An 18,711-nucleotide genomic window follows, 5' to 3' on the forward strand; every position below is an offset into this window, starting at 1 on the left:
ACGATCTGCAGTCAGTCTCCCCTCATGCCTGGTGGAAGCGCCACCATGTCCCGGTAACGGGCTGGGAGTGTTTTCGACCACACCCCCTTCATCCCCAGGTGAGCACCGCCTCTCCCCCGAACATGGCAACAATCCACACACGATGCCCCGTTAGTGTGGTGGTTCTGCCCGAACGGCGCCCCTCATGTCCCCGGCCGTGGGCAGACCGCTACGCCTGGAGGTACCTGCTGTGTCCCTGCCCGTCCTACTGGCCCTGGCCACCGGTTCGACCCCGTCGCCGTCTCCCTCGACGTCGACCGGTCCGGTGGCCCCCACGCTTCAGGACGCCCAGGAAAGTGCGACCAACGCTGCCAGCTGGGTCGAGGAGAACTGGTCGACCTGGCTCTCGATAGGTCTGCGCGTGCTGCTGATCCTGGTGATAGCCGCCGCACTGAGAGTGTTCGTGCGGCGGGCGATCACCAAGCTCATCGACCGGATGAGCCGCACCGCGGAGGCCGTCGACGGCACGGCGCTCGGCGGTCTGCTGGTGAATGTGGAGCGCCGTCGGCAGCGCTCCCAGGCCATCGGGTCGGTCCTGCGGTCCGTCGCGTCCTTCCTGATCATGGGTACGGCCGCGCTGATGATCCTCGGCACGTTCGAGATCAATCTGGCCCCGCTGCTCGCCTCGGCCGGTGTGGCCGGTGTCGCGATCGGTTTCGGTGCCCGCAACCTGGTCACCGACTTCCTCTCCGGCGTCTTCATGATCCTGGAGGACCAGTACGGCGTCGGCGACACGATCGACGCGGGCGTCGCCTCCGGCGAGGTCATCGAGGTGGGCCTGCGCGTGACCAAGCTGCGCGGCGACAACGGCGAGATCTGGTACGTCCGCAACGGCGAGGTCAAGCGCATCGGCAACCTCTCCCAGGGCTGGGCCACGGCGGGTGTGGACGTCACCGTCCGCGCCTCGGAGGACCTGGACCGCGTCCGGTCCGTCATCGACGAGGTGGCCGAGACCCTCAGCAAGGAAGAGCCCTGGAACGAGCGCCTGTGGGGCCCGATCGAGATCCTGGGCCTGGACAGCGTCCTCCTCGACTCCATGGTGGTCCGGGTCTCCGCGAAGACCATGCCCGGCAAGGCCCTCTCCGTGGAACGCGAGATCCGCTGGCGCATCAAGCGCGCCTTCGACGCGGCGGACATCCGCATCGTCGGCGGCGGCGTGGCCGAGCCGGAGGAGGAGCCGGCTCCCGACCCGACGGAGAACGTGGCCGCGCCGTCGGCCCAGGCCAACCCGGCGTCCCCGCAGGCCATGGCGGCCTCGCCGATCACACCGACGCCCGTGCCGAAGTAGGCGCGCGGACTCGACCGTACGAGCGGAAGGCGGCGCCCGGGATTCTCCGGGCGCCGCCTTCCGCCGTGGTGCTTCCGGTGCCGTCTCCTGCGCGCCGGAAGCCTGATGCCGCCCTTGCGCGCGGCGTCGCGGTCGCGGTCGCGGGGAGGGAGACATCCCCGCGACGGGAGGTCAGGCCGACGCCGTCCCCGGCGACTCCAGTCCGGTCAGCCGCGCTATCTGGCAGGCCGCGGCGAACGCGGAGCCCCTCCGCAGTCCAGCCACCCCCAGGAGCCCTTCCTGTTCACGGAGGTCGAGCAGCACCGTCCCCGCCGTGGCGTCGAAGGTCATCGATCCCCACACGGAGCCGTCCCCCCGTCCGGGGCGCCACCGGAAGTGGATCTCCTCGTCGCCCTTCTCCGCGACGAGGAACACCCGTTGCGACGAAGTCAGTTCCGCGCGTACCCGCTCCAGCCACCCGTCCGCGAGGGGCATCGGCCGCAGCGGCAGCCGCTGTCGTCTGCCCAGCGCTTCGCCGGAGAGCGACAGGCCGGAGGCCCGGGCCCGCCGCCACAGCAGCAGCACCGCGACAGCCGCGATGACGAGGCTGCCGACCGCCCACACCAGGACCGTGCCCGCGATCTCCCCGCCGACGGCGGTCCAGCTGAGGTCGTCGTCCATCAGGTCGATGAGCGTCTTGGTGGCGGCCAGCGGGAAGCACTGGCCCACGGCCGTGCCCCAGCAGGCCAGGAGCAGACGGGTCAGCGCCTCCCGTGTCGTTCGACGGTTCGCTTTCATGGAGTCACTTCCGGATGGTTCGGCCCAGGTTGCGGAGGGCCGAGGCCCTGGCCCGGCACCGTATGTCATCGAGGAAGCGAAGACCTGTGCGAGGGTCCGCGCGGGGAGGCCCTTGTCATCGGCCGGTGATCTCCGGCGGCGCCGGCACCCTTGACCCGCGCGACGGAAGCCCACTCGCCCCCTTCACGTCTGTGACGGACCTGTGCTTCGACGCCACGGCAATCCACCGCAACACCGGACAGATGGGCGGCAACGGGCGATGGGCGCCCACGACCTGCGCCGACGGGCGATCGTGATCAACTCGTGACGCCCGCCGGGCCGGGTCCCGAGCCGTCGCACGCCCCCGGCCGCCATGGCCCGTCTTCACAGGTCACCCGCATGGCGGCCACATTCACCCGCCCCATATGGTCACCCTCAACAGCGGGGCCCTTGTTCTGGAGCGCAACGCCCAGGGGTCCGCTTCGAAGGTGGGTAATCCATGCGCAAGTTCGCCATAGGCGCCGTCGTCTCCGGCGCCCTGGCCCTGTCCGTCCTGGCCGTGCCGGCCGCGTCGGCCACCACTCCGGACTTCGCCTTCTCGAAGGTGGTCGTCAACGGCGGCAAGCCGATCGTCGTCGGCACCACGAACGTGGTGAAGATTCCGGTCACGTACACCCTGACCCGCCCCTCGGACATCGTGCTCGACAACAAGACGAAGGCCGCCGGCGTCCTGCTCTACCGGGGGACGCTCGCCCACAGCCTCAACACGATCGAGAACGGCGAACTCCCCGTCTGCACCACGACCGCCACGACCGCCACGACGGTGACGGAGTCGTGCAAGGAGACGATCGACCTCGACCCGTGGGCCTCGCTGTACGAGGCGGCGGACGCCACCACCTGGCACGCCGCCGGCTACTACGGGCGCCTCGACCTGGACGAGGACGACTCCGACGGCCACGTCAGCGTCAACTACGCCGACGACCTGTGGGGTCCCCTGGCCTCCGTGCAGATCAAGCGGGCCGCCAAGCTCACCGTCAACGCGGGCCCGGAGCCGGTCACCAAGGGCAAGACCCTCACCGTCACCGGCAGCCTGACCCGGGCCAACTGGTACAGCAGCGAGTACGCGGGCTACACGGGCCAGCCGGTCGCCCTCCAGTTCAAGGCCAAGGGCGCGAGCACCTACACGACCGTCAAGACGGTCACGTCCGGCACCTCCGGCGCACTCAAGACCACCGTCAAGGCCTCGGCCGACGGCACCTACCGCTTCTCCTTCGCCGGAACGTCCACCACCGGGGCCAAGGCGGCCACCGGTGACTACGTCGACGTGAAGTAGGCCGCGGCGCGCCACGAACGCGCGCTGTCCAGCACCGACACACCGCCCTCGCAGGTAACGACTCTGTTGCCTCGGGGGCGGTTTCTCTTGACGCCCCCGCCTCCACCGGCCTACTTTCCTCGCACCAGCAATAGGAAACTTTCCTAACAATGATCTTGCGGTGGACTTCCCGAAGGCACCCCTGGGAAGCTGGTCGGCCAAGAAGGGCAGGTGGCGACAGACATGGCAGGATCCGCCGGCACGCCGGGCACTCCGCGCGTCCTGCGCGCGATGAACGACCGCGCCGCTCTCGATCTGCTGCTCGCGCACGGCCCGCTCTCACGGACCCGGATCGGGAAGCTCACCGGGCTGTCCAAGCCCACGGCCTCGCAGCTCCTCGCCCGCCTGGAAGCGGCGGGACTCGTGCTCGCCACCGGCACGAGCGAGGGCCGGCCCGGCCCCAACGCCCAGCTGTACGTGGTCAATCCGGGTGCCGGTCACGCTGCGGGCCTGGACGTCACCCCCGAACGCATCCTGGCCGCCGTCGCCGACATCACCGGCCGCACGATCGGCGAGTACGAGCTGCCCACCCCGGGCCGCCGCCCGGCCCAGCCCGTCGTGCGCCAGGTCACCGACGCCCTCGACGGCGCGGTGAAGGCGGCCGGGCTCGCCCGGGACGACGTCCGCCGCCTGGTCATCGGCACCCCCGGCGCCTTCGACCCCAACACCGGCCGGCTGCGCTACGCCTCCCACCTGCCCGGCTGGCACACCCCCACCCTCCTCGACGAGCTGGCGGCCGCGCTGCCGATGCCCGTCGAGTACGAGAACGACGTCAACCTCGTCGCCATCGCGGAGCAGCGGCTCGGTGCCGCCCGGGGCCACGAGGACTTCGTCCTGCTGTGGAACGAGGGCGGTCTCGGTGCCGCGCTCGTGCTCGGCGGCCGGCTGCACCGCGGCTGGACCGGCGGCGCGGGCGAGGTCGGCTTCCTGCCGGTGCCCGGCGCGCCCCTGGTGCGCCAGGTGACCAAGGCCAACAGCGGCGGCTACCAGGAACTGGCCGGTTCGCAGGCCGTCCCCAAGCTGGCGCGCGAACTCGGCATCAAGGACCTGCCCACGGGTCCGTACGCCGAGGTCGCGGCCGCCGTCGTCGAACGGGCCGCCGCCGTCGACGAGGGCCCCTACCGGCAGCTCCTGGAGACGTACGCGACCGGGCTCGCCACCGGTCTGGCCTCCCTCGTCTCCGTGCTCGACCCCGAACTCGTCGTCCTCAGCGGATCGTCGCTCACCGCGGGCGGGGAACCGCTGCGCGCCCTGGTCCAGGCCGAACTGGAGGAGCTGGCCGCGTCCCGGCCACGGCTCGTCGTCGGCGACGTACACGAACACCCCGTGCTGCGCGGCGCGTTGGAGAGCGCCCTGGCAGCCACCCGCGACGAGGTCTTCGACACCTCCCGCTGAACCCGTCCCAAGCCCGCAACTCCCCCGTCCCGCCCCGTCCTTCGCAGGGAGACCTCGTCATGCCCGGAATGTCCCGAAAGGCGGCTGTCGCGCTCGCCGCCTCCGCCTCGATAGCCCTCCTCGCCACCGCCTGTACCGGCCAGTCCGACTCCGGCGCGAGTGACGACGCGTCCAAGGAGCAGACGATCAACTTCTGGCACGCCTGGAGCGCGCCGAACGAGGTCAAGGCAGTGAAGTCGCTGGTCGCGGGCTTCGAGAAGGCGCACCCCAACATCCACGTCAACGTCGTCGGCAACATGACGGACGACAAGATCAACCAGGCGCTGCGCGCGGGCGGCGACAAGGCCCCCGACGTCGTGTCCTCCTTCACCACCAACAACGTGGGCAAGTTCTGCTCGTCCGGCGCCTTCGTCGACCTCAACCCCTTCTTCAAGAAGGCGGGCATCGACCCGGAGACGACGTTCCCGAAGGCGATGAACGAGTACACCCAGTTCGACGGCAACCGCTGCACGGTGCCGCTCCTGGGTGACGCGTACGGGCTCTACTACAACAAGACCGCCTTCGAGAAGGCCGGGATCGCCTCCCCTCCGAAGACCTGGTCGGAGTTCGAGAAGGACGCCAAGAAGCTCACCGTCGCCAAGGGCGACTCCTACTCCCAGCTCGGCTTCATGCCGAACTACCACGGCTGGGAGTCCACCACCGAGCACTACTTCGGGCAGTTCTCGCCGACGTACTTCGACAGCAGCGGCAAGTCCAACATCGCCAAGGACCCCGCTTTCACGGCCGGGTTCACCCTCCAGAAGAAGCTGGTCGACGTACTCGGCGGCTACAAGAAGCTGGAGACCTACCGTTCCAAGCTCGGTGACGAGTGGGGCCCCAAGCACCCCTTCCACACCGGTCAGGTCGCCATGCAGCTGGACGGCGAGTGGCGGCTCGGGATGGCCGAGGAGGCCAAGCCCGGCTTCGAGATCGGCGTCGCCCCGCTGCCCGTCCCGGACGACCAGGCGGACCAGTACGGCAAGGGCTACATCACCGGCACGATCGCGGGCGTCGCCGCCACCAGCAAGAAGCAGAACGCGGCCTGGGAGCTGGTCAAGTACATGACCACGAACACGGACGCGGTGGTCGGCTTCGCCAACGACATCCACAACGTGCCCTCCACGCTCGCGGCCCTCAAGTCGCCGAAGCTGAAGTACGACCCGCGGTTCAAGACGTTCCTGGACATCGCCTCGAACCCGAACTCGACGACGACTCCGGCGTCCATCAACGGCGGCACCTACCTCGTGACGCTCCAGCAGTTCGGATACGACTACGAGAGCGGCAAGACCAAGGATCTGAAGGCGGGCCTGGAGTCCACCGCCAAGCAGATCGACACGGACATCGCGCAGGCGAAGTAGCCACACGATGAGCACTGTCACGCCGGCTTCGAAGCGCCGCAGGTCGGCGCTTCGGACCCTCGCCTTCATGTCGCCCTGGCTGATCGGCTTCGCGGTCTTCTTCGCCTACCCGCTGATCTCGACCGTCTACTTCTCCTTCATGCACTACGACGGCTTCAAGCCGCCGACGTGGACCGGGACGAAGAACTGGCGTTACGTCTTCGAGAACTACCCGCTGTTCTGGCCCGCGTTGCGCAACACCCTGTGGCTGGTCCTCGTGATGGTCACCCTGCGGGTCCTGTTCGGGCTCGGCGTGGGTCTCCTGATCACGAAGATCAAGACGGGCACGGGTGTCTTCCGCACCCTGTTCTATCTGCCCTACCTCGCCCCGCCGGTGGCGGCCACCATGGCCTTCGCCTTCCTGCTCAACCCCGGTACGGGGCCGGTCAACTCGCTCCTGGAGAAGGCCGGCATCTCGGCTCCGGGCTGGTTCAACGACCCCACCTGGTCCAAGCCCGCCCTGACCCTGCTGGCCCTGTGGGGCATCGGCGACCTGATGGTCATCTTCATGGCCGCGCTGCTCGACGTGCCGACCGAGCAGTACGAGGCCGCCGAGCTGGACGGCGCCTCGGCCTGGCAGCGTTTCCGGTACGTCACCCTGCCGAACATCTCGCCGATCGTGATGTTCGCCGTGGTCACCGGCGTGATCCAGACCATGCAGTACTACACACAGCCGCTGATCGCCGGGAAGGTCGCCTCGGGCGTCATCCAGGGCGCCGGTACGCAGTTCGAGCCCGGCTACCCCGACAAGTCGACGCTCACCCTGCCCCAGCTCGTCTACAACCTCGGCTTCCAGCGCTTCGACTACGGCTCCGCCTGTGTGGTCGCGCTCGTGCTGTTCGCCCTGTCCATGGTGTTCACCGCGTTCCTGATGCGGCGCCGGGGCGGTCTCATCCAGGCAGGTGACTGACCGATGACTCAAGTACTCGACAAGCCCGTGGAGTTGGCCGCACAGGTCTCCCCCGCCGAGCGCACCGCTCGCCGCAAGGCCCTCCTGGAGTGGGTCGCGGTCCACGCGCTCGGCGTGGCGGCCGCCCTCTTCTTCGTGCTGCCCTTCGTGTTCGTGTTCCTGACCTCGCTGATGAGCGACACCCAGGCCCTCAGCCGCGACCTGATCCCGCACACCTGGGAGTGGGGCAACTACAAGAAGGTCTTCGACACCCCGGGCTTCCTCACCTGGTGGAAGAACACCCTGCTCTACGCCGGCTTCGGCACCGTTCTGACGGTCGTCTCGTCGATCCCGGTCGCCTACGCGCTCGCCAAGTTCCGCTTCCGCGGCCGGAATCTGTCGCTGATGCTGGTCATCTCGATGATGATGCTGCCGCCGCAGGTCGTGATCATCCCGATGTACCTGTTCTGGGCGAAGCAGCTCGACCTGTCCGGCACCCTGTGGCCGCTGATCATCCCGATGGCGTTCGGGGACGCGTTCTCCATCTTCCTGCTGCGCCAGTTCCTGATGACCATCCCGAACGAGTACCTCGACGCGGCCAAGGTGGACGGGTGCGGGGATCTGCGGACCCTGCTGAAGGTCGTCCTGCCGATGGCGAAGCCGGGTATCGCGGCCGTCGCGCTGTTCCAGTTCTTCTACGCCTGGAACGACTATTTCGGCCCGCAGATCTACGCCTCCGAGAACCAGGGCGCCTGGACCCTCTCCTACGGCCTGGAGTCGTTCAAGGGCGCGCACCACACCGACTGGAATCTCACCATGGCCGCGACCGTCCTGGTCATGGCCCCCGTGATCCTCGTGTTCTTCTTCGCGCAGAAGGCGTTCGTCGAGGGTGTCACGCTCACCGGAGTGAAGGGTTAACCATGAAACTCACCGTGGTCGGCGGAGGGTCGACCTACACCCCCGAACTCATCGACGGCTTCGCACGGCTCAGGGACACCCTGCCCGTCGAGGAGCTGGTCCTCGTCGACCCGGCCGCCGAACGCCTGGAGCTGGTGGGAGGCCTGGCCCGGCGCATCTTCGCCAAGCAGGGCCACCCGGGCAAGATCGTCACGACCTCCGACCTGGACGCGGGCGTGGAGGGCGCCGACGCGGTGCTCCTGCAGCTGCGCGTCGGCGGCCAGGCCGCGCGACAGCAGGACGAGACCTGGCCACTGGAGTGCGGCTGCGTCGGACAGGAGACGACGGGCGCGGGCGGCCTGGCCAAGGCGCTGCGCACGGTTCCGGTGGTGCTGGACATCGCCGAGCGGGTCCGCCGGACCAACCCGGACGCGTGGATCATCGACTTCACCAACCCGGTCGGCATCGTGACGCGCGCCCTGCTCCAGGCGGGCCACAAGACGGTCGGCCTGTGCAACGTGGCGATCGGCTTCCAGCGGAAGTTCGCCGGCCTGCTCGGCGTCTCCCCCGCCGACGTGCACCTCGACCACGTGGGCCTCAACCACCTCACCTGGGAGACCGGGGTGCGCCTCGGCGGCCCCGAGGGCGAGAACGTCCTGCCCAAGCTGCTCGCCGAGCACGGGGACGCCGTCGCCGACGACCTCCGGCTGCCCCGCAGCCTCGTCGACCGCCTCGGCGTGGTCCCCTCGTACTACCTGCGCTACTTCTACGCGCACGACGCCGTGGTCGAGGAGCTGCGCACCAAGCCCTCGCGCGCGGCCGAAGTCGACGCCATGGAGCGGGAGTTGCTGACGATGTACGGCGACCCGGCGCTCGACGAGAAGCCGGAGCTGCTGGCCCGCCGCGGCGGCGCCTTCTACTCGGAGGCCGCCGTGGACCTGGCCGCGTCGCTGCTCGGCGGGGGCGGCAGCCCCTACCAGGTGGTCAACACGTACAACCGGGGAACCCTGCCGTTCCTGCCGGACGACGCGGTGATCGAGGTGCAGGCCGCGATCAACGCCAAGGGCCCCGCCCCTCTGCCGGTGCAGGCCGTGGACCCGCTGTACGCGGGCCTGATGGCGAACGTGACGGCGTACGAGGACCTCGCCCTGGAGGCCGCCCTGCGCGGCGGCCGCGACCGGGTCTTCCGGGCCCTGCTCGCCCACCCCCTTGTCGGCCAGTACGCCTACGCCGACACCCTGACCGACCAGCTGATCGCGCACAACCGGGAGCACCTCGCGTGGGCATGACGTCAACGGAATCCGGCGCCGGGACGGCCGCCGGGTCCGGCCCCGCGACCGCGGGCCTCGTGCTGGCCATCGACGCGGGGAACAGCAAGACCGACGTCGCCGTGGTGGCCGCGGACGGCCGGGTGACCGGCACCGCGCGCGGGGGCGGGTTCCGGCCTCCGGCGGTCGGCGTGGAGGCGGCGGTGGACGCGGTCGCCGACGCCGTACGACGGGCCTTCGCCGAGGCGGGCGTCACCTCGGTCGACCATGTCTCCGCCTGCCTCGCCAACGCCGACCTGCCCGTGGAGGAGGAGCAGTTGGCGGCCGCGCTGCACGCGCGCGCGTGGGGCGCCGGAGTGGAGGTGCGCAACGACACCTTCGCGATCCTGCGGGCCGGGATCGCCGAACCGCGCGGTGTCGCCGTCGTCTGCGGGGCCGGCATCAACTGCGTCGGCATGCGGCCCGACGGCCGCACCGCCCGCTTCCCCGCCATCGGCCGTATCTCCGGCGACTGGGGCGGCGGCTGGGGTCTGGCGGAGGAGGCCCTGTGGCACGCGGCGCGGGCCGAGGACGGCCGGGGCGGACCGACCGCCCTGGCCCGCACCCTGCCCGCGCACTTCGGCCTGGACTCCATGTACGCGCTCATCGAGGCGCTCCACCTGGAACACATCGGCAACGCGCGGCGCCACGAGCTGACCCCGGTGCTGTTCGCCACGGCGGTGGACGGCGATCCGGTGGCCCGCGGACTCGTCGACCGGCTCGCGGACGAGGTGGTCGCGATGGCGGCCGTGGCCCTGACCCGCCTCGGCCTCCTCGCCGAGGAGACCCCGGTCCTCCTCGGCGGCAGCATCCTCGCCGCCCGCCATCCCCAGCTCGACGACCGCATCCACGAACTCCTGGCCGCCCGCGCGCCCAAGGCGGTCCCCCGGGTGGTCACGGTCCCTCCGGTGCTGGGGGCGGCGCTCCTGGGCCTGGACCATGTCCGGGCCGGGGACGAGATCCACGCGCGGGTGCGGGCGTTCTACGAACGGGGCCGGTGAGGCCCGCGGGACGCGGGGGGCCGACGCCGGTGCGCGGAGGCTCCCGGACCGTTCATGACCTGCCGTGAGGGGCGGGAACCAAACAGAACCGGAACACGTGTTCATGGGCAGGGGGGTGGCGCGGGGGAATCGTGCTGCGCCGTGATCCGAACAAGATCCAGGCAAGGCCTGTGCGGATGCCGGTCCCGGCGGCGATACTTGCCGCCGTGCACGTACGCCGGCCGGCCGCGCTTCCCGCGCCCGCGGCGAGCGTGACCGACCGGATGACCATGGGGGAGGTCAAAAGTGACACACCCGCCGAAGGGCAACGCGGCGCCACCGGGGCGGGGCGCGCCGACGATGCCTGCCGTGCCGTCGCAGGCCGGGCCTCCCGCGCCGCCGGGCGGATCCGTCGTGCCGCAGGCCGAGTTCGGTGCCCCGCAGGGCCTCGCCCCGTCCCCCGGCGCGGCGCCGCGGCGTACGGCGTGGGCGGAGGGTGTGGACCGACTGCGGGCCGCGGCGACGACGGAGCCTGGGCGGCTGCGGATCATCGGTGCCGTCCTCGCCCTGCTGGTCGTCGCGTTCGGCGCGGTCACCGCCCTGCAGATGACACAGCGTTCGGACGCCGCGGACAACGTGCTGCACAGCAGCCAGCCGCTGAGCGCGAGCGCGGCGGACATCTACCGCTCCCTCGCCGACGCCAACACCGTCGCCTCCAGCGGCTTCCTGGCGGGCGGTCAGGAGACGAAGGACTCCCGCAACCGCTATGAGCAGGACATCAGGACGGCGGCCGCGAAGCTGATCACCGCGGCCGGCAGCTCGGAGCCGGGCTCTCCTTCGGCCGAGACCATCTCCCAGCTGAACAAGCTGCTGCCCGAGTACAAGGGCCTGATCGAGCGGGCCCGCGCGAACAACCGGCAGGGCTATCCGCTGGGCGGCGCGTATCTGCGGTACGCGAACGAGAAGATGCAGCACGAGATGCTCCCGAAGGCCGAGAAGCTCTACCAGCGGGAGAACCAGCGGCTGAGCGCCGACTACGCCGACGCGAAGCCCTATCCGTGGGCCGCGATCGCCCTGGGTGTCGTCGCTCTCGGCGGCCTCCTGTGGGCCCAGCGGCGCAACTACCACCGTACGAACCGGGTGTTGAACCAGGGCATGGCCGCCGCCACCGCGGCGTCCGTGGTCGTGCTGCTGTGGCTCGTCGTCGGGCACAGCGTCGCCCGGGCCGGGCTGAGCGAGTCCTACGACCACGGGGTCCGTTCCCTGAACGTGCTGCACCAGGCCCAGATCGCGTCCCTGAAGGCCCGCGGCAACGAGAACCTCACCCTGGTCAGCCGGGGCGCCGAGACCAAGACCCTGGCCGACAAGACGTCCGTGGACCTGTACGACTACGACTTCGAACGGGACATGAAGGCGCTCACCAAGCGCCTCGCGGAGGCGGCGGACCTCGCGGACGACCAGTCGGGCACGAAGCCCGTACAGGCCGCGACGTCCAACATGAAGGAATGGAAGCTACGCCACAAGGACGCCCGCAAGGCCGACGACGAGGGCAAGTACCAGCTCGCCCTGGACCGGGTGATCGGCACTGCCGACAAGGAGCCCACGGGCCAGTGCTTCGACGGCGTCGACCACAACCTGACGCTCGCGCTGACGCATGAGGAGAGCGAGTTCCAGCGGGCGGCGAGCGACGGACTGGGCGCCATGACGGGGCTCCCGGCCGGTGCGGCGGTCCTCGCCGTGCTGGCCGCCGCGGGCGCGGTGCTCGGCGTCGGACGCAGGCTTTCGGAGTACCGGTGAGAGGGGGAGCGGCGATGACCGCACGACGCCTGAGGACACGCCTGAAGGGCTGGGGCGGCGTGGGCGCGATGGCCGTGGCCTGCGTGATGGCCGTGGTCCTCGCCCTGACGCTCCCGCTCGGCGACGCGCACGGGAACGGGAGCACCGGCGTCGGCGGGCAGGGCCTGGCCCGGGGTACCCAGGCCAGGGCCGCCGAGTGCACCGACCCGCAGAACCGGAGTCCCGCCCCGTCGGGCGCGGACGGGCCGACGATCGAGGCCATCAAGAACCGCAAGGACCGGCGGCTGATCGTCGGCGTCGACCAGAACAGCTACCACTGGGGCTACCGCGACCCGAACAACCCGGAGGGCAGCGACCTGGAGGGCTTCGACATCGACCTGGTCCACGCGATCGCCAAGGACATCCTGGGAGACGCGAACGCCGTCCAGTTCCGGGCCGTCCCGACCAGCCAGCGCATCCCCGCGATCCAGCACGGCAAGGTCGACATGGTGGTGCGCACCATGACGATCACCTGTGACCGTCTCGAGCAGGTCGCGTTCTCCGCGCCCTACTTCAAGACCGGCCAGCAAGTGCTGGCCCCGACGACGTCCGACATCAAGGGGTACGACAAGACCCTCGCCAAGAAGAGGATCTGCTCGGCGAAGACCTCCACCGCGTACGAGCGGCTCACGGCGGACCGGAACGCGCGCAAGCTCGTCTCCTCCGCCATCATCGCCCCTCCCGTGCCCAACCAGCTCGACTGTCTGGTGCGCCTCCAGCTGGGCGAGGCCGACGCGGTGGTGACCGACGGCGCGCTCGCCGCGAGCCAGGCCGCCCAGGACCCCACGGTCGAACTCAAGGGCCGCACCTTCACCACCGAGTACTACGGCGTGGCGATGAAACTGGGCCCCGACGATCTGGTACGCCGGGTCAACCGGATCCTCGCGGACTACCGCGAGGACGGCTGGCGGAAGTCGTACGACAAGTGGCTCGCTCCGACCCTCGGGGCGAACTCCCCCTCGGAGAACCCGCCCCCCGCCCAGTACAAGTGACCGACCTGATACCACTGGAGAGTTGCCCGGGCGCGCACATCGAGCGCGCGGGGAACGCACGAGAACGAGAGGTGATCGATGGGCGTCACGGGACCCTCCGGGCCGGTGATGGACCGGGACGAGGCGGACCGTGCGCTGGCGCGTCTCGGCGCGGAGTACGAGGCCATCGAGACCTCGCTCCTCGCGCTGCAGGACCACGCGGGCCGCAGGCTCCTGGAAGGCGCCGAACTCACCGGCACCACCAAGGAGCGCTGGACCTCCGCGGAGGCCTCGATCACCTTGCTGTGGGCGTACTTCGACGCGTACACGGACGCGCTGCGCTCCGCGCGCGAGATCCGTTCCCGCAGACGCTGGTCCAGCCGTGAGGACCTGGTCGAGCTGACCGAGCTGCTGCGCGGTGCGGGCATCACGGTCGCCGGTTCCACCACGGCCACCGCGAACGCGCCGACCCTGGCCGGCACCGGCAAGCTCAGCGAGCGGTTCTCGCTGGCCGCCCTGGTGGACCGGATGAACGAGCTGTACGCGTCCTCGCTCGACATGGTCGTCACCGCGGACGCCGTGTGGTCCGCGCTGCCCGCCCGGATAGATTTACTGGCCGCGGAGCTCCAGCGCACCCGCACGCTCGCGCACTCCGTGGGTGTGCGCCCCGGCGAGCACCCCTCCGGCGACGACCTGGAGCGGATCACCCGGACGCTGACCACCCTGCGCGAGCGGGTCGTCTCCGACCCGCTCGCCTTCTGGGTTCCCGCGCAGGGGAGTTCGGCCCCGGGCGGCGGACGACCGGACACCACGGTGTACGACCGTGAGGCGCGCGCCCTGGAGGAGGTGCGCCGGGAGATCGACGCGGTGCTCACCGTGCGGCAGGACGCGGAGGCGCGGCTGGTGAAGCTGCGGGACGTGCTCAGCCGCGCGGACCGCACGCTCGCCGAGGCGAGGAGTGCCCGCGGTGAGGTCCTCGCCAAGATCGCCGCGTCCGAGGTGCCGGCGGTCAGCGGGCCGCCGACGGTGTTGCAGGAGCAGCTGGCGGCGGCCGCGGAGTACCGCAGGCACGCGCAGTGGCACCGTCTGTCGCCGCTCCTGGAGGCGTTGGAGGAGAAGGCGGAGGACGAACTCCTGCGCGCCCGCGAGTCGTTGACGGCGGTCACCCAGCCGTTGGCGGTCCGTGCGGAGCTGCGCGGCCGTCTCGACGCGTACAAGGCGAAGGTCGCCCGGCACGGCCTCGCCGAGGACCCGTTCCTGGTGGAGCGTTACGACGCGGCCCGGCGCATGCTGTGGAGCGCTCCCTGTGATCTGCGGGTGGCGGAGGAGGCGGTGCTGCGCTACCAGCGGGCGGCCGCCGAGCTGCTGAGCCCGCGGGTGCCCGAGCAGGGCGGGCCTCATGACCGTGCGGACCGGAGGGGGCCCGACGCGTGAGCGTTGAAGGGGATGCGGCGTGAGTGAGCAGGCTGTGAGTGAAGAGCGGAAGTGCCAGCGGCCCGGTTGCGAGGGGTCGTACGAGGACATGGGCGGCGGCGAGCTGTACTGCGACACGTGCGGGCTCGCCCCGGTCGTGTCGTCGAAGGGGTCGCTGAGTTCGCCGCCGACCGGTATGACGGCGGGCGGCAAGGGTTCGCGCGGCTCCAACAGCAGCAGTACGCGCAGCAGTTCGCGTGCCAGTTCGCGTACGTCGTCGCGCTCCTCGCAGTCGCGGCGCTCGGTCTCCGGCCGGCTGTCGCGGTCGCTGTCGGGCAGTTCGACGGGCCGTTCGGTGTCGGTGCGCAGCTCCGGCTCGACGACGTCGTCCTCCGGCCGGGGCCGGCTCGGTGCCGGGCTCGTCCAGGTCCCGGACGTGCCGCGGCCGGCTCCGCGCGAGATGGTGCTGGAGAACCCGGAGGTGCCCGAGCGCAAACGGTTCTGTTCGCGCTCCGACTGCGGTGCCCCGGTCGGGCGTTCGCGCGGTGACCGGCCCGGCCGCACGGAGGGGTTCTGCACGAAGTGCGGCCACCCGTACTCGTTCGTGCCGAAGCTGCACACCGGTGACATCGTGCACGGCCAGTACGAGGTGGTGGGCTGTCTGGCGCACGGCGGGCTCGGCTGGGTCTACCTCGCCGTCGACCGCGCGGTGTCCGACCGCTGGGTGGTCCTCAAGGGTCTGCTCGACACGGGCGACCAGGACGCGATGGCGGCCGCGATCTCCGAGCGCCGCTTCCTCGCGGAGATCGAGCACGCCAACATCGTGCGGATCTACAACTTCGTCGAGCACCTGGACCAGCGGACGGGTTCGCTGGACGGGTACATCGTCATGGAGTACGTCGGCGGCAAATCGCTGAAGGAGATCGCCAACGGACGCCGTACGGCGGACGGCAAGCGCGACCCGCTGCCGGTGGAGCAGGCCTGCGCGTACGGCATCGAGGCCCTGGAGGCCCTCGGCCATCTGCACAGCCGCAACCTGCTGTACTGCGACTTCAAGGTCGACAACGCGATCCAGACCGAGGACCAGCTCAAGCTGATCGACATGGGCGCGGTGCGCAGGATGGACGACGACGAGTCGGCCATCTACGGCACGGTGGGCTACCAGGCCCCCGAGGTGGCCGAGGCCGGCCCGTCGGTCGCCTCCGACCTCTACACCGTCGCCCGCACGCTCGCCGTCCTCACCTTCGACTTCCAGGGCTACACGAACGTCTTCGTGGACTCCCTGCCCGACCCCGACAACATCGAGGTCTTCCGCCAGTACGAGTCCTTCTACCGGCTCCTCGTCCGGGCCACCGACCCGGACGCGGCCCGCCGTTTCGCCTCCGCGCAGGAGATGGCCGAGCAGCTGACCGGTGTGCTGCGCGAGGTGGTCTCCCTGCAGACGGGGCGGGCGCGGCCGGCTCTGTCGACCCTGTTCGGACCGGAGACCAGGGTCACGGACACGGAGTTGTTCGGGAAGGCGACCGAGGACGTGTCGCGGCTGGGGGCCCGCGTGGTCCCCCTACGGGCGAGGAAGGGCGCGTCCCGGCCGCCCGCCCGGACGAACGGCGCTCTGCCGCCGCCTGCCGCTCCGGCCTCGGTCACCGCCCTGGTCAAGCCCGTCCAGACCGCGGTCACCGCCCTCGCGCTGCCCATTCCGCGGGTGGACCCCGCGGACCCGAACGCCGGATTCCTCGCGGGACTCATCGCGTCCGCGCCCGCGGAGCTGATCGCCGCGCTGCACGCGGCGCCGGCCGGTTCGCCGGAGCTGCGGCTGCGGGAGCTGCGGGCCCGGCTGGAGATGGGCGAACTGGTCGGCGCGGGGCGGGCCGTCGAGGCGCTGGAGACGGATCACCCGGACGACTGGCGGGTCGTCTGGTATCGCGGTGTCACGGCGCTGGCGACCGGACAGAACGAGATCGCGGCGCTGTCCTTCGACGCGATCTACGACGCGTTCCCCGGCGAGCCCGCGCCCAAGCTGGCGCTCGGCCTGTGCGCGGAGGTGCTCGGCCAGCTGGACAACGCCGCCGAGTACTACCGCCTGGTGTGGACGACCGACCCCAGCTATGTGAGCGCGGCGTTCGGTCTTGCCCGTGTGCAGCTCGCGGCGGGTGACCGCCGTGGCGCCGTGCACACCCTGGAGTCCGTACCGGAGTCGTCGATCCACTACACGGCGGCGCGGGTCGCGGCCGTACGGGCGCGGCTGCGGCAGCGGCCTGCGGCGGAGGCGGCGGCTCCGCCGTTCCTGGACGATCTGACGGCGGCCGCCGGGCAGGTCGAGGCCCTGGGCGGATTCGGCCTGGACGCGATGCGACGCGAGCAGTTGTCGACGGAGGTCCTCGGCTGCGCGCTGGACTGGGTACTCTCCGGTAGCCAGGGTTCCGCTCCGGCCTCCGGAGGCGGACCCGCGCTGCTCGGCAGCGCGTTGGACGAGCGCGGCCTCCGCTTCGGCCTCGAACGTTCGTACCGCACGCTGGCCCGGCTCGCGCCAGGCGGCGAGGAGAGGATCGACCTGGTGGAACGTGCCAACCGTTACCGCCCCCGGACGTGGGTGTGATTGATGTCCCAGATGCCCCAGCCGACGGCCCTTTCGCGGTGCCCCAGTTGCGAGGAACCGCTGGAGGCGGCTGACCGTTTCTGCGGTGCGTGCGGCTACGACCTGTCGGCGGTGCCCGCACCGCCGCCGGACCACCCCACGATCGCCATGAACGGCACCCCGGCAGGTCCTCCGCCCGCCGGCCCGTCCGTGGACTGGCCCGTCGCGCCGGAGGTCGACAGCTCCGACCTGCCCGCGCCGGTGCACCGCGCCGCCGACATCCGGGGCACCGATTCGGGTGATTCCGAACTCCCCCGTCCGGAGCACCCGCACGGGGATCCGGCGGGCGTCCGGCCGTCCGTTCCCAAGCGGTCCGGCGGGCAGCCGTCGGGCGTACGGTTCGACCGGCCGCCGGAGCCCGACGAGTACCCGCTCGCTCCACCGGCCGGCGAGGCCCGGACGGCGGAGGGCCGTCCGGCCGAGGGTCCGGACCCCGAGATCCCCGCCGATCCCCGGACCGGCGATCTCCCCGCGCCCCCCGCGGGTGCCAAGCTGTGTGTGGCCTGCCGTGAGGGGCATGTCGACACGGACGGCTACTGCGAGAACTGCGGGCATGCGCAGCCACGGGAACGGGATCACATGGAACAGGAGTTGGGCGCGGTCGCCGCGGTCAGCGACCGGGGTCTGCGCCACCACCGCAACGAGGACGCCTTCGCGATCTCCTCGACCGCGCTGCCCGACGGTTCCCCCGCGGTCGTCGCGATCGTCTGCGACGGGGTCTCCTCCGCGACCCGCCCGGACGAGGCCTCGCTCGCCGCCTCCCGTGCGGCGAACGAGTCGCTCCTGGCCGCTCTTCCGCTGGGCACGCATCCGCAGCAGGCCATGCACGAGGCGATCGTCGCGGCCGCGGAGGCCGTCAACGCGCTGGCCGACCCGTCCACCGCGCAGGGCGACCACGCCCCGCACGTGAACGCGCCCGCCTGCACCATCGTCGGCGCCGTCGTCACGCCCGCCCTGCTGATCGTCGGCTGGGTCGGCGACAGCCGCGTCTACTGGGTTCCCGTCGACCGCTCCTCGCTGCCCGCCCGGCTCACCGAGGACGACTCGTGGGCCGCCCAGATGGTCGCCGCGGGTCTGATGAACGAGGCCGAGGCGTACGCCGACGAGCGCGCCCACGCGATCACCGGCTGGCTCGGCGCCGACGCCTACGAACTGGAGCCGCACACCGTCTCGTTCAAGCCGGACCGGCCCGGTGTGGTCGTGGTGTGCACCGACGGACTGTGGAACTACGCCGAGGCGGCGGAGGACATGGCCGAGGTCGTCCCCCTCGACGCCGCCGAGAGGCCGCTGCACAGCGCCCAGGTCCTGGTCGGCCACGCCCTGGACGGCGGGGGCCACGACAACGTAACAGTGGCCGTCATGCCGTTCCCCGCCCCCTCTCAGGGGGCAGGATCGGCCTGAGGCCGCGAACGAACGGGGGCGGCCGCGGACCGGAGGGGACCGGTCCGCACACAGTCATCACCTCCGCCAGAGCCGGAGGCCCGAGGGGGACAGACA

Annotated in this window: 14 protein-coding genes; 13 read left to right on the top strand and 1 reads right to left on the bottom strand. The window is 71.1% G+C overall.

Annotation, left to right across the window (positions count from 1 at the left end; translation table 11 throughout):
* Positions 1–229 precede the first annotated feature (229 nt).
* Positions 230–1,327 carry a mechanosensitive ion channel family protein gene (locus OG788_RS17515; protein WP_406371876.1) on the top strand — a complete coding sequence of 366 codons (1,098 nt, stop codon included), beginning with the start codon at positions 230–232 and terminating at the stop codon, positions 1,325–1,327.
* Between the two features lie 171 nt (positions 1,328–1,498).
* On the opposite strand, the gene OG788_RS17520 is transcribed toward OG788_RS17515, so the two are convergent.
* Positions 1,499–2,104: a hypothetical protein gene (locus OG788_RS17520; protein ID WP_406371878.1), complete on the bottom strand. Its 606-nt coding sequence runs from the start codon at positions 2,102–2,104 to the stop codon at positions 1,499–1,501.
* A gap of 478 nt (positions 2,105–2,582) precedes the next feature.
* Between OG788_RS17520 and OG788_RS17525 the strand changes: the two genes are divergently transcribed.
* The 12 genes from OG788_RS17525 (at position 2,583) to OG788_RS17580 (ending at position 18,615) form a co-directional block, all read left to right on the top strand.
* A complete protein-coding gene (locus OG788_RS17525) occupies positions 2,583–3,416 on the top strand; it encodes a hypothetical protein (protein ID WP_406371879.1) in 834 nt (277 codons plus the stop codon).
* A gap of 222 nt (positions 3,417–3,638) precedes the next feature.
* Positions 3,639–4,850 (top strand): ROK family transcriptional regulator, encoded by a 1,212-nt coding sequence (locus tag OG788_RS17530; protein WP_351546943.1) that lies wholly within the window; start codon positions 3,639–3,641, stop codon positions 4,848–4,850.
* A gap of 59 nt (positions 4,851–4,909) precedes the next feature.
* On the top strand, positions 4,910–6,247 hold the full coding sequence (locus tag OG788_RS17535; protein ID WP_406371881.1) for an ABC transporter substrate-binding protein: 1,338 nt from the start codon (positions 4,910–4,912) through the stop codon (positions 6,245–6,247).
* A 7-nt stretch (positions 6,248–6,254) separates the two neighbouring features.
* The gene (locus tag OG788_RS17540; protein WP_356755266.1) at positions 6,255–7,196 is read left to right on the top strand and encodes a sugar ABC transporter permease; all 942 of its coding nucleotides are present in this window, start codon (positions 6,255–6,257) and stop codon (positions 7,194–7,196) included.
* A 3-nt stretch (positions 7,197–7,199) separates the two neighbouring features.
* Positions 7,200–8,093 carry a carbohydrate ABC transporter permease gene (locus OG788_RS17545; RefSeq protein ID WP_351546934.1) on the top strand — a complete coding sequence of 298 codons (894 nt, stop codon included), beginning with the start codon at positions 7,200–7,202 and terminating at the stop codon, positions 8,091–8,093.
* Positions 8,094–8,095: 2 nt separating this feature from the next.
* Complete coding sequence (locus tag OG788_RS17550; RefSeq protein WP_406371883.1) at positions 8,096–9,361, top strand: 6-phospho-beta-glucosidase; 1,266 nt, start codon at positions 8,096–8,098, stop codon at positions 9,359–9,361.
* Between the two features lie 59 nt (positions 9,362–9,420).
* Positions 9,421–10,380, top strand: a complete 960-nt coding sequence (locus tag OG788_RS17555; RefSeq protein ID WP_351546992.1) for a BadF/BadG/BcrA/BcrD ATPase family protein — start codon at positions 9,421–9,423, stop codon at positions 10,378–10,380.
* Between the two features lie 285 nt (positions 10,381–10,665).
* The gene (locus OG788_RS17560) at positions 10,666–12,156 is read left to right on the top strand and encodes a hypothetical protein (RefSeq protein WP_406371885.1); all 1,491 of its coding nucleotides are present in this window, start codon (positions 10,666–10,668) and stop codon (positions 12,154–12,156) included.
* A 14-nt stretch (positions 12,157–12,170) separates the two neighbouring features.
* Positions 12,171–13,187 (top strand): glutamate ABC transporter substrate-binding protein, encoded by a 1,017-nt coding sequence (locus OG788_RS17565; RefSeq protein ID WP_406371887.1) that lies wholly within the window; start codon positions 12,171–12,173, stop codon positions 13,185–13,187.
* Between the two features lie 78 nt (positions 13,188–13,265).
* Entirely contained in the window at positions 13,266–14,600 is a 1,335-nt protein-coding gene (locus OG788_RS17570; RefSeq protein ID WP_351546913.1) for a hypothetical protein, read from the top strand.
* A gap of 88 nt (positions 14,601–14,688) precedes the next feature.
* Entirely contained in the window at positions 14,689–17,175 is a 2,487-nt protein-coding gene (locus tag OG788_RS17575) for a tetratricopeptide repeat protein (RefSeq protein WP_406376779.1), read from the top strand.
* Positions 17,176–17,178: 3 nt separating this feature from the next.
* Positions 17,179–18,615 carry a protein phosphatase 2C domain-containing protein gene (locus tag OG788_RS17580; RefSeq protein WP_351546909.1) on the top strand — a complete coding sequence of 479 codons (1,437 nt, stop codon included), beginning with the start codon at positions 17,179–17,181 and terminating at the stop codon, positions 18,613–18,615.
* Positions 18,616–18,711 lie beyond the last annotated feature (96 nt).

Origin of the sequence: Streptomyces sp. NBC_00647 (assembly GCF_045207245.1) — a bacterium.
GTDB lineage: Bacteria > Actinomycetota > Actinomycetes > Streptomycetales > Streptomycetaceae > Streptomyces.